At 64.0% G+C, this 10,727-nt stretch carries 11 protein-coding genes and 1 pseudogene; 3 read left to right on the top strand and 9 right to left on the bottom strand.

Translation table 11 applies throughout. The features are described from left to right. Positions 1–158: 158 nt before the first annotated feature. A complete protein-coding gene (locus AC0L3B_RS37510) occupies positions 159–989 on the top strand; it encodes an enoyl-CoA hydratase (RefSeq protein ID WP_085349315.1) in 831 nt (276 codons plus the stop codon). 52 nt (positions 990–1,041) lie between these two features. Here the strand turns inward: AC0L3B_RS37510 and AC0L3B_RS37505 are convergent. Both AC0L3B_RS37505 and AC0L3B_RS37500 read right to left on the bottom strand, forming a co-directional pair. After that, positions 1,042–1,664, bottom strand: a pseudogene (locus tag AC0L3B_RS37505) (GNAT family N-acetyltransferase). A gap of 80 nt (positions 1,665–1,744) precedes the next feature. Next, entirely contained in the window at positions 1,745–1,948 is a 204-nt protein-coding gene (locus AC0L3B_RS37500; RefSeq protein ID WP_007599575.1) for a DUF1127 domain-containing protein, read from the bottom strand. Between the two features lie 110 nt (positions 1,949–2,058). Here AC0L3B_RS37500 and AC0L3B_RS37495 point away from each other — a divergent pair, with 110 nt between their 5' ends. After that, positions 2,059–2,958: a transcriptional regulator GcvA gene (locus AC0L3B_RS37495; RefSeq protein WP_026233402.1), complete on the top strand. Its 900-nt coding sequence runs from the start codon at positions 2,059–2,061 to the stop codon at positions 2,956–2,958. A 37-nt stretch (positions 2,959–2,995) separates the two neighbouring features. On the opposite strand, the gene AC0L3B_RS37490 is transcribed toward AC0L3B_RS37495, so the two are convergent. The 3 genes from AC0L3B_RS37490 to AC0L3B_RS37480 are packed head-to-tail and all read right to left on the bottom strand — an operon-like array spanning position 2,996 to position 5,600. Next, positions 2,996–3,409 (bottom strand): Rieske (2Fe-2S) protein, encoded by a 414-nt coding sequence (locus AC0L3B_RS37490; protein ID WP_018457577.1) that lies wholly within the window; start codon positions 3,407–3,409, stop codon positions 2,996–2,998. Further along, positions 3,409–4,518, bottom strand: coding sequence for an amidohydrolase family protein (locus tag AC0L3B_RS37485; RefSeq protein ID WP_018457576.1), 1,110 nt, complete (start codon positions 4,516–4,518; stop codon positions 3,409–3,411). The genes AC0L3B_RS37490 and AC0L3B_RS37485 overlap by 1 nt, the downstream gene beginning before the upstream one ends. A gap of 23 nt (positions 4,519–4,541) precedes the next feature. Beyond that, positions 4,542–5,600: an amidohydrolase family protein gene (locus tag AC0L3B_RS37480; protein ID WP_018457575.1), complete on the bottom strand. Its 1,059-nt coding sequence runs from the start codon at positions 5,598–5,600 to the stop codon at positions 4,542–4,544. A 169-nt stretch (positions 5,601–5,769) separates the two neighbouring features. Between AC0L3B_RS37480 and AC0L3B_RS37475 the strand changes: the two genes are divergently transcribed. Beyond that, positions 5,770–6,252 carry a CinA family protein gene (locus AC0L3B_RS37475; RefSeq protein WP_018457574.1) on the top strand — a complete coding sequence of 161 codons (483 nt, stop codon included), beginning with the start codon at positions 5,770–5,772 and terminating at the stop codon, positions 6,250–6,252. Between the two features lie 57 nt (positions 6,253–6,309). On the opposite strand, the gene AC0L3B_RS37470 is transcribed toward AC0L3B_RS37475, so the two are convergent. The 4 genes from AC0L3B_RS37470 to AC0L3B_RS37455 all read right to left on the bottom strand — a co-directional run bounded on the left by AC0L3B_RS37470 (position 6,310) and on the right by AC0L3B_RS37455 (position 10,562). Beyond that, positions 6,310–6,663, bottom strand: coding sequence for a nuclear transport factor 2 family protein (locus AC0L3B_RS37470; protein ID WP_018457573.1), 354 nt, complete (start codon positions 6,661–6,663; stop codon positions 6,310–6,312). A 10-nt stretch (positions 6,664–6,673) separates the two neighbouring features. Further along, positions 6,674–8,146 (bottom strand): amidase, encoded by a 1,473-nt coding sequence (locus AC0L3B_RS37465; protein ID WP_018457572.1) that lies wholly within the window; start codon positions 8,144–8,146, stop codon positions 6,674–6,676. A gap of 230 nt (positions 8,147–8,376) precedes the next feature. Continuing rightward, positions 8,377–9,348, bottom strand: coding sequence for an iron exporter MbfA (gene mbfA, locus AC0L3B_RS37460; RefSeq protein ID WP_018457571.1), 972 nt, complete (start codon positions 9,346–9,348; stop codon positions 8,377–8,379). A 62-nt stretch (positions 9,349–9,410) separates the two neighbouring features. Further along, positions 9,411–10,562 carry an alpha/beta hydrolase gene (locus tag AC0L3B_RS37455; RefSeq protein WP_473382521.1) on the bottom strand — a complete coding sequence of 384 codons (1,152 nt, stop codon included), beginning with the start codon at positions 10,560–10,562 and terminating at the stop codon, positions 9,411–9,413. Positions 10,563–10,727: the final 165 nt, after the last annotated feature.

Here is a 10,727-nt window from a genome sequence, read left to right as displayed (position 1 = left end):
CAAACCGCGGCAGGCCATTCCTCACGGAACAGGTCGAGAATAACTGATCGCGCTATTACAAGGGTGGGCAAAGGCGCATAGCGCCGTGCCCACTATCAACGACGAAACAGCAATTGGTGGGCACGCTTCGCTTTGCCCATCCTACAAGGGCGGGAATCATGTCCACGGAAACCACCATCGATACCGGCACCAGTGAACTCCTCTGCGTGATCCGCGATCGCGTCGCATTGATCACGCTGAACCGGCCCGAGGCGCGCAACTCGCTGTCGGACGCGCTGACCCCGGCGCTGCGTACGATGATCCGCTCCTGCGGCGAGAACCCCGATGTCGGCGCGCTGCTGATCACCGGCGCCGGCGAAGCGTTCTGCGCCGGCGGCAACGTCAAGGGCATGGGCGCGCATCGCGACCCGAAGAAGCTGGAGATGTCCTTTGACGACAAGGTCGCCGATCTCCAGGAGCGGCAGCGCCTGCTCACCGGCGCGCTGGTGTCGGTGCGCAAGCCGACCATCGCGGCGCTGCCGGGGCCGGCGGTCGGCGCGGGGCTCGCCATCGCCATGGCCTGCGATATCCGCATTGCCGCGCAATCGGCCTTCGTGGCCACCGGCTATGCGCGCATCGCGCTGTCCGGCGACTATGGCATCGCGTGGCTGTTGACGCGCCTCGTCGGCACCGCGCGGGCGCGCGAGCTGCTGTTCACCGGCGATCGGGTCGATGCTGCCAGGTGCGAGGCCATCGGCCTCGTCAACCGCGTGGTGCCCGATGACAAATTGCAGGCGGAGGCCTTTGCACTGGCAAAATCCCTCGCTGAAGGTCCGCGCCTCGCGTTGCGCTACATGAAGGACAATCTCGACGAGGCCCTGCTGTTCGACTTCGAGACCGCGCGCGACCACGAGGCCGAACGTCTGGTTCGCCTGACCACGACCGCCGATCACAAGGAAGCGGTGCAGGCCTTCATCGAGAAACGCAAGGCGGTGTTCACGGGGAAGTAGCGGCGAAAAAAATGCCCGGCTCTGGTTTTCGCCAGGCCGGGCTCGAGTGGTGTCAGGCCGAGGCTGAGGGGCTATCGGCCCGACGGGAAAGAGCGACGAGGCGCCAGCTCGCGCAGGGAATGTCTTTCGGTGCGACGGAGATCTCCTTGTCGAAGCGCACTAGCTTCCAGTCGTCCGGATGGTTGACGAAGGCGAAGTCCGATTTACGCGCGACCGAGATCATGGCGGCGTGGAGCGCAGCGTGTCGCCGAACATGTGGTCGGCGCCGAGCGCGGCCGCGCGGCATTCAAGATTCTTCATCAGCACGGTGGCGATGCCGTGGCCCTGCCAGGGGTCGGCAACCGACAGACCGAATTCAAGCGTCGCGGTTTCGGCATGCAGCGCATAGCGCGCTTCGGCGACGATGGTCTCGAAGCCGTCGACCATCATGGTCGCCACCACGGTAAAACGTTCGCGCTCGCCGATTTGAAGGAATTCGTGCAGCAGGCCCTGCGGCAGTTCGCTGATCGCGCCGAAGAAGCGGTTGTATCGGGACCGCGTCGAGAGCGAGCGAAAATAGTGCTGGAGCTCCTCGGTGTCGCGCGGCTCGACGAAACGAACGCGCAGCGCCTCGCCGTGTCGCGTGCGCAGCGTGTCCGAATATTGCTTCAGATCTTCCAGGCGAAGGGTGCTCATGATACGCGCCCCCAAGGGGACCAAAGGGGAAAGGGACCGCCGGCGCCCCCACAGTCAGGCGGCGCCGGCCTGGCGGCCAATCAGGCCCGCCAGAAGGGTTTGTCGGCCTCGTAGGCGACATCGCTCCAGGACAGTCCGACGTCCTGAAGGTCGCGCGCGGACCAGTTGGTGAGCTCACGCCGGGTCCGGTAACGCTCGTGCCAAACGTGAAGCGTCTCGCCGATCTGGTGGATCAGCCCTGGCGCATGATGATTTGTCATCGAATTCTGGGTCAAAGTAGACATTGCCAGCTCCTGGAGCTAAGTTGACCGCTAATATCTGCTTCCGGGTGCACTGCGACAAACGACAATTTGTACTCTTTCGCATGAAATAACGTCATGTATCCTGCTGCCAGATGACTGCCAGATTGCCCTCCCTGAATGGATTGCGGGCCTTTGAGGCCGCCGCGCGCCATCTCAGCTTCACGCTGGCGGCGTCCGAGCTGAACGTGACCCAGACCGCGATCAGCCACCAGATCCGCAGGCTCGAGGAGGAGCTCGGCATCCGCCTGTTCGTCCGGCAGAACCGCGCGCTGGCGCTGACGGCCGAGGCGCGCGACTATCTGCCGGGCGTCCGCGCCGCCTTCAACGACCTCCGGCTTGCCACCGATCGGCTGCTGCGCAAGGACGATGACAAGGTGCTGACGGTCTCGACGCTGGCTTCGCTCGCCGCAAAATGGCTGCTGCCGCGGCTGACCGATTTCCAGGAGCACCATCCCGGCATCGACGTCCGTATCACGACCTCCACCAGCCTCGTCGACTTCCAGCGCGACAATGTCGATGCCGCGATCCGCTACGGGCGCGGCCAGTGGCCGGGCTTGCGCGCCGACTGGCTGATGGCGGACGAGCTGTTTCCGGTCTGCAGCCCGTCTCTGCTGCGTGGCGACAAGCCGTTGCGCTGTCCCGAGGACCTCAAGAGCCACATGCTGCTGCACACCTCCAACGCCAACAGCGACGACTGGCGGCTGTGGTTGACGGCGGCGGGTCTGCCGGCCGACATCGCCAGGCAGCCCGGCATCACCTTCGACATGATCTTCATGACCATCCAGGCCGCGATCGACGGCATCGGCGTGGCGATGGGGCGGACCTCCTATGTCCAGGACGACATCGCCAAGGGGCGACTAGTGGTCCCCTTCAAGATCGCGCTGCCGGCCGATGCGGGCTTCTACCTGGTCGCGCCGGAGGGGCGCCGCGAAGCGCCGAAGCTCGCCGCATTCCGTGAGTGGATGATCGCGGCAACGCGGAATAAGGCCTGAAATCGTGCCGGCGCATGTCCGCGCAACCTGCTTCTCGCTACAGCTCCACCACGACGTAGTCGCTCTCGATCTTCACGGGTATCGTCTCGGCGACATACGGCCCCTTCACCACGCTTGCACCCGGCTCGACATGGGCCGGGTAGGCCTTCACGCGGAAGCGGCGAGGGTCGCAGTAGGACTGGCCGGTGCGGATGTCGAACTCCCAGCCATGCCAGGGGCAGCGAATGATCTCGCCGAGCTTGGTATATTCGATCTCGCCCGGATCCTTCGATTGCGCGAGCCCGATCAAGGGTCCCTCGCACAGCGCAGCGCCCTGATGCGGGCAGCGGTTCATCAGGCCGAAATATTCACCCTTGATGTTGAAGATTGCGATCGGCCGTCCGTCGATCTCCAGAAATTTTCGCGTGCCGGGCGGAAGCTCGTCGACCGCGGCAATCACATGCCGCGCCATCAACTGATCCCGTACAGCTTCTTCGCATTGCCGAGATAGAAGGCCTCGCGGTCGTCGTCGCTGACGCCCGCGGGCAGCACGCGCGACGGCTCGTCGTAATCCCAGTGCGGATAGTCGGTCGCGAACAGTAGCCGGTCCCAGCCGATCCACTTGATGACATCGAACAGATCCTCGCGCCGCTCCGGATCCTCCATCGGCTGCGTCGTCCACCACACCTGCTCGCGGATATATTCGGACGGCGGCCGCTTGACATGCGGCACCTCGCTGCGCAGGCGCTGCCAGACTTTGTCGAGCCGCCATGCTAGCGACGGCGCCCAGCCGAAGCCGGCCTCGATCATCACCATCTTCAACTTCGGGAAGCGCTCGAACACGCCCTCCAGCACGAGGCTTGCGAGCGCCGATTGCTGGCACTGCGAGTGGCCGACCATCTCCTCGATGTAATAGGAGGGCCAGCCCGACGGCGTGATGGGGTTGCCGCCGAAGCCGAAGGCGTGGACGCCGACGGGAAGGCCGGCCTCTTCCGCAGCCTGATAGATAGGCCAGTAGCGACGCTGGCCGAGCGGCTCGACATTGCGGCTGAGCAGCAGCACCTGCACGAAATTCTTGTCGCCGGCACGCTCGCGGATTTCCGCGGCGGCTGACAGCCCGTCCTCATTGCCGACGACGATGGACGCCTTCAGCCGCTTGTCCTTGCTGGTCCATTTGTCGATCTGCCAGTCGTTGATCGCCGAGCACAAGGCCGCCGAAAGCTCGTGATTGCGGATGCCTTGCCCGGTGTTGAGCGGATTGAGCACGCCGAGCTGCACGTTGTTGGGATCGAGCAGCTGCTTCTGCATGAAGGACAGCGAGGAGCCCTGCGGCCCGCCTTCCGGCGGATAGGCGTCGCGGCGCGAGGCGTTGGGCTGGGCCTTCGGATAGGGCGGGCCTTCCATCATGCCCTGATAGGCATGGACGCCGTACACTTCGAGATGATGCTGCCAGCGTTTGGCCAGGTAGGGATAGAGCTCGGCGCGGGTCGCGCGTGCCGGATGGATGTCGCAGTCCGCGATCGCGGTTTTGACGGCCAGTGGGGAAGCGGCTTCGGAGCTTTCGCGGAACTGAATATTCATCGCCTTGCCTCCTTTGGCAGCGGCTAAGTCAGGCGGGGATAGGTCGCATGCGGATTATCGATCATGATCTTGCGCACGAGATCGGGGGTGAGACCTGCGGGCAGCGCCTCCTGGCCGTCGAACTGCCAGTGCGGATAGTCGGTGGAGAATACGACCAATTCGTCGGACTGCATATGATCAAACAGGCGAATTAATGTCGCCTCATCCGGCGGTGCATCGAATGGCTGCAACGAGAAGCGGATGTTGCTGCGCACAATGTCCAGCGGCGCGCGATCAACCCACGGCGTCTCCATCCGCACCCCACGCCAGAACTTGTGCAGGCGCCATAGAAATGGGGAGATCCAGGACACCCCGGATTCAAGCATCACCATCTTCAGCCGCGGATATTTGACGAACACGCCCTCGACGATCAGGCTGGTGAGCTGGGTCTGGAACGCCTGGGCCTGACCGGCATAATCCTCGATGTGGTAGGAACCCCAGCCCACGGCGGTCGGCGGATTGTGATAGGCGGAACCGGCATGAATGCCGATCGGTAATTCCAGCCGTTCCGCCGCCTCGTAGATCGGCCAGAGCGCGCGCTTGCCGAGCGGCGTATCGCCCATCACGAGCATCAGCACCTGCACGAAGCGGCGGTCCGTCGCACAGCGCTCGATCTCGGCGACGGCCTTCTCGACGCTTTGGGTGGGGATCACGATCGAGCCGCGCAGCCGCGGATCGCGATCGAGCCATTCCTTCACGAGCCAGTCGTTCAGCGCGCGGCAGAAGGCGGCCTGCAGATCCTCTGAAAACACCATCTGCACGCCGTAGAGCGGATTGCAGATGGCGTGCGAGAGCTGGAAGGGATCGAGCACATGGCGCTGCATGTCCGCCAGGCTTTCACCCGGCTTGCCGCTTTCGGGGCGCCAGTCGGGCCGCGCCGTGATCGGCGAGTTCTGCGGGTAGGATTGCGAGATGAGATCGACCATGCCGCGCGTCGTCACCTGATCGCGCCAATACTCGTTCAGGTACGGCAGCAGGCTGGTCAGATGCGGCACGGCCGGATGCACATCGCAATCCACTCCGCCGGCGATCAGGGACGCCATGACGTGTCCTTCACGTTTCCTCGTCGCGTCTTTCCCGCGGGCAGAGCTTGGCCGCTCCGCCCTTTGGCCGCCATTCAAGCAGGCCTGCCCGTTGGCTGCAACTCGGCCAACGGCGCTGTCATATGCTAGAAAGGCCGAGCTCGGTTGCGAAGCAATAAGGGGTCAAGGAATGAAAGAGCTCGTCGGCATTGCGGAACAGGTCGCAGCGAAGCTGATCGCGCGCAAACAGACCATTGCTGTTGCGGAATCCTCGACCGGCGGCCTGATCTCGGCCAGCCTTCTCGCGGTGCCCGGCGCGTCCGCTTATTTCCTCGGCGGGGCCGTGGTCTACACTCGCGATGCCAGGCGCGTGCTGATGGATATTTCGGACGAAGGAATGAAGGGCTTTCGTTCCTCCTCGGAGCCCTACGCGCAATTGCTGGCCGGGCAGATGCGCAGCCGTTTCAACTGCGATTGGGGCCTGTCGGAGACCGGGGCGTCCGGTCCCACCGGCAATCGCTACGGCGATGCGGCGGGCCACAGCTGCATGGCGGTCGCCGGGCCCGCAGTCGAGGTGATGACGCTTGAGACGGGCAGCAACGACCGCTTGGCCAATATGCAGACCTTTGCAGCGACAGCGCTGAAATTGCTGCTGAAGAATCTGGAGCGGTGAGCTCGCGGCCTCCCGAATATCTGGCTGTGCCGGAGAATGTGTGGTGTGACGCGCTCTTTACCGCGACACGTGCGCCGACACCGCCAGCCACGTCCCGTTCGTCTTCGCCCAGCAATCGGTATAGCGCCCGGTGGCCTGCTGGCCGTCCGCATTGGTGTAGCTCGTTGCCGCGTGGATGATGGCGAAATCACCCATAATACGGATGATGACGTCGTGCTCTCTGAGGTTTCGGATCGCAATCGGCCGCGCCGTCTGCTTCAGGAAGGCCTCGCGATCGACCAGCGTCTTGTCGGGATTGGAGCAGTAGAACTCCGGCGCCAAAATCTCGTCGAAGCGCTTGACGTCGCAATTCTGCACCGAGGCCACATAGTCGCGGTTGAGCGCGGTGAGCTGTTCGAGGTCGTTGCTCATGGGGTTTCTCTCAGTCATTGAACAAGGGCGGCGGCACGAACCCGCCGAACTCGCGTTCGATCAGCTCGGCGAGCTTCAACGGCGTGTGGTCCTCGAGGAAGGGCCCGATGATTTGCACGCCGACCGGCAGGCCGTCCTTCGATAGGCCGAGTGGAACAGCCGTTGCCGGCAGGCCCGTCAGCGTGGCGATGCCGGGCCACGCAAGCTGGTCCGGATAGGCGTGGTCCTTGCCATCGATGTTGATTCGGCGCTTTTCCTGCTCCGGCGAATGATCATGCGGATAGGCCGGCGTGGGCATGATCGGACAGATCACCGCATCGAATGTCTTGAACAATTGCCGCCATTGCGCGCGCAGGCCGGCGCGGGCGCCCTCGTCGAATACCCAGGCCTGATGCGTGCTGGTGATACCACGCAGCCGTTCGGCAGCGAGACTCTTGTCGTCGGGTGAGAGCTGCGCTGCACCGGCACGCGCGCGCGCGAGATTGTCCGGCGGAAGGAAGGCGCCGAGGAAGCTCATCAGCATGCGCATGTAGAGGCGAGAAGCCTCCGTGAAGTCCGGAAACAGCGGACTTTCGCGCGCGACGCGCGCGCCCGTGCCCGTCAATTGCCCCGCCAGTTTTTCGATCGCGCCGCGAATATCTGCATTCGCAGGCAGCAGCGGATGGCTGTCGATCACCAGCACCCGGAAATCCTTCAGCGCGCGGTGTCGCGCCTCCGGCAGCGCGAGCTTGTATCCGATGCCCAGGTCCAACGGATCGGGGCCTGCCATCACGTCCAGGAGCAGGGGCAGGTCGACTGCGCTCCGCGCCATCGGACCGATCACCGCCATATCGCGCTCCATCGGGATGGCTGGAAAGGGCGGCGGCGTGTGGCCACGCGTTGGACAGAGATTGTAGGTCGGCTTATGCGCATAGACCCCGCAATGGAAGGCGGGCACGCGCAACGAGCCGCCGATGTCGGACCCAAGCGAGAGTGGTCCGTAGCCTGCCGCGAGCGCCGCAGACGAGCCGCCCGACGAGCCACCCGGCGTGCGGCCGAGATCGAACGGATTGTTCGTCGTGCCGTAGATCTCGTTGTAGCTCTGCCAATCCGCCAAGCCCACGGGGACGTTGGTCTTGCCGAGGATGACGCCACCGGCCTCCTTGACCCGGGCGATCGACAGCGCGTCCTCCGCCGGCTTGAAATCTTTCTGCGGCGTCCAGCCCCAGGTCGTGGGCAGGCCGGCGATGTTGTAGGATTCTTTCACAGTGATGGGGAGACCGAGCAGCGGCTTTCGCTCGCCGCGCGCCAATGCGGCGTCTGCCTCGCGTGCGGCGTCCAGCGCACGGTCGAAATCCCGGACGCAGATCGCGTTGACCTTGCTGTCGTGCCGTTCGATGCGGTCGATCGCATCCTGCGTGAGCTCGACCGCGGAAACCTTCTTGGCCGTCAGTGCCGCCGACAGCTCGACCGCGCTCTTGAAGCTCCATTCGGATTTGGCCATCCCGCATCTCCTGTTCTTAGCGTGGAACAATGATGCGCAGTTTGGCCCAGCACCGCAACCGCCGTTTGATCGCGATTGACATCTGAGCAAGACGGAACGCGGTGAGCCAAGCAACCACTCGCAGTCATCGCCCGGCTTGACCGGGCGATCCAGTATTCCACCGGCGCCGATTGGACACGGACAGGTCGCGGCGTGCTGGATGCCCGGTCAAGCCGGGGCATGAAGGCGTCCTACGCCGCTCCGATCAATATCCCCACCGCCAGCACGATCGCGCCGCCGAGCACGATCTGGAACACGGCCTGGAGGAACGGCGTGTCCATGTAGCGCGCGCGGATGAAGGCGATCGCCCACAATTCGAAGAACACGACAATTCCGGCGATTCCCGTCGCGATCCAGAATGCGTTGGCCCAGCTATCGGGCACGAGATAGGGCAGGGTGTGCCCAAGCCCGCCTAGCGTCGTCATCAAGCCGCAGGTGAGACCGCGCAGCCAGGGCGAACCACGCCCGGTCAGCGAGCCGTCATCGGACAGCGCTTCCGCAAAGCCCATGCTGATGCCGGCACCGATCGAGGCGGCGAGGCCGACCAGAAATGTTTGCCAATTCTGATGCGTGGCGAAGGCAGCCGCAAACAGCGGCGCCAGCGTCGAGACGGAGCCGTCCATCAGGCCGGCGAGACCTGGCTGCACATATTGCAGCACGAACATGCGCCGGTTGGTGCGGTCTTCCTCGGCGCGCACGTCTGAACTCAGGATCCGATCCGTCAGCTTCGCCGCCACCTCTTCGTGGCCCTTCTCGGCCTCGGCCAGATCGCCGAGCAGGCGGCGCACGCCGACATCCTGCGCCTGTTCAGCGGCCTTCACGTAAAAGCGCTCGGCCTGCAATTCCATTGTCTCGACCTCCTTGCGGATGGTGTCGAGCGACAGGTTTTTGGTGAGCCAGACCGGACGGCGGCGCAGGAAGCCTTTGACGTCCTCGCGGCGGATCGGGGGCAAATGCGGACCGAAGCGCTGCTCGTACATTTCCAGCAGCATGTGGCGATGGCCGCGCTCTTCCTCGGCCATCTGTTCGAAGATCTTGGCGGAGTCCGGATAGCGCTCCTTCAAGTCTTCGGCGAAGCTCATGTAGATGCGGCTGTCCTCCTCCTCGGAGGAGATTGCGACCGCAAGTACCTCGCGCTCGGTCAGATCGGCAAAATTCTTCACGGCGGCCCTGTCTGATTAGTTTAGAATAATTCTAAACTATATAGGGCGCTTGGGTTCCCGGGTCAAACCACGCCGCGGCTCTTCGCCAGGAAATCGAGCAGCAGGCGGCTCACCTCGGCCGGCTGCTCCTGCTGCACCCAGTGACCGGCGCCATCGACGAGGTGGCAGCCCAGCAGCTTCGTGCAGGCCCGCGCCTGCATGGCCTCGAATACGCCGGGACGCTGATAGGTGCCCCAATCCTGCTTGCCCGAGATGAAGCAGGAGGGGATGTCGATGTTGCGGCCGGCCAGCAATTGGAGCTGGCTGTTGAATGCGCCCGATGTGCCGCAGCGGTACCATTGCAGGCCGCCCTGGAATCCAGTGCGGCCATATTCGGCGCTGTAGTAGCCGAGCTCGCGGTCGGGCAGCCATTGATTGGCGGCGATTGCGGCCTGCGAGGGCATCTCCTTCGCGACCGTCTCGGCCATGGTCTCGTTCAGGTCCATCACATAATAGGTCGGCAGCTTCGCAAGCTCGTTCGCCGACCAGGATTTCAGCGGATATGGCTTGTTGTCGGTCCAGTCCGCGCTCTTGTGATGATAGTAGGCGCGCAGGAAATCATGCACGCCCTGTGGCGCGCGGTGAATGTCGGCATTGGCCGGGCGTGTCGCATAGTACCATTGATAATGCTTGCGTGGACGCGGCAAGGCGGCGAGCTCGCGATGCACGGGGTCTTCGGCCGCTGGCTTTACCGGCGTGTCGACCGTGTTGAACGGCAGCGGCGGCGCTCCGCCGAATGGCGCGCTCATCATCGTCACCGAACGAAATACGTCGGGCCGCATCAGCGCGCACCAGGCCGCGACTGGGCTGCCGAAATCATGTCCGACCACGTCGACTTGCCTGTAGCCGAACGCCGACACCAGCCCGAGCGCATCCCGCACCAGGTTGAAGAGCGAAAAGGGCGCGAGATCGCCGTCATACTCCGCGCTCCATCCCGTCGTCCGGCCATAGCCGCGCTGGTCCGGCGCGATCACGTGATAGCCAGCCGAGCTCAGCGCCGGCATCACCTTTCGCCAGGAGAAGGCAAGCTCGGGAAAGCCGTGCAGCAGCAGGATGCAGGGCCGCCCCTTGGTCTCGAAGCCGGCCTCCAGCACATGCATGCGCAGGCCGTTGATATCGTCGACATAGCGTGAGCGGATGCCGGCGGGGAGCGGGATGTCGGGGAGCATTGTCATTTGCTTTCTCCACACGGGTGGAATCGTAAGGTGGGCAAAGGCGCGCTTCGCGCGCCGTGCCCACCATCATTCTACAACGCGTTTGGCATGGTGGGCACGCTTCGCTTTGCCCACCCTTGTAATAGCGCGATCAGTTATTCTCGACCTGTTCCGTGAGGAATGGCC

The sequence above is a fragment of the Bradyrhizobium sp. Kon56 genome, assembly GCF_055807635.1.
Note: the sequence above shows the minus strand (reverse complement) of the source record. Positions and strands in the feature narration are given on the sequence as shown.

Bases quoted from the DNA above. Each gene is read 5' to 3' on its own strand.
- AC0L3B_RS37470 (WP_018457573.1), bottom strand. From the start codon at position 6,663: ATGAGCAACGACCTCGAACAGCTCACCGCGCTCAACCGCGACTATGTG.
- AC0L3B_RS37455 (WP_473382521.1), bottom strand. From the start codon at position 10,562: ATGACAATGCTCCCCGACATCCCGCTCCCCGCCGGCATCCGCTCACGC.
- AC0L3B_RS37480 (WP_018457575.1), bottom strand. From the start codon at position 5,600: ATGGCGTCCCTGATCGCCGGCGGAGTGGATTGCGATGTGCATCCGGCC.
- AC0L3B_RS37465 (WP_018457572.1), bottom strand. From the start codon at position 8,146: ATGGCCAAATCCGAATGGAGCTTCAAGAGCGCGGTCGAGCTGTCGGCG.
- AC0L3B_RS37475 (WP_018457574.1), top strand. From the start codon at position 5,770: ATGAAAGAGCTCGTCGGCATTGCGGAACAGGTCGCAGCGAAGCTGATC.
- AC0L3B_RS37495 (WP_026233402.1), top strand. From the start codon at position 2,059: ATGACTGCCAGATTGCCCTCCCTGAATGGATTGCGGGCCTTTGAGGCC.
- AC0L3B_RS37510 (WP_085349315.1), top strand. From the start codon at position 159: ATGTCCACGGAAACCACCATCGATACCGGCACCAGTGAACTCCTCTGC.
- AC0L3B_RS37500 (WP_007599575.1), bottom strand. From the start codon at position 1,948: ATGTCTACTTTGACCCAGAATTCGATGACAAATCATCATGCGCCAGGG.
- AC0L3B_RS37490 (WP_018457577.1), bottom strand. From the start codon at position 3,409: ATGGCGCGGCATGTGATTGCCGCGGTCGACGAGCTTCCGCCCGGCACG.
- AC0L3B_RS37485 (WP_018457576.1), bottom strand. From the start codon at position 4,518: ATGAATATTCAGTTCCGCGAAAGCTCCGAAGCCGCTTCCCCACTGGCC.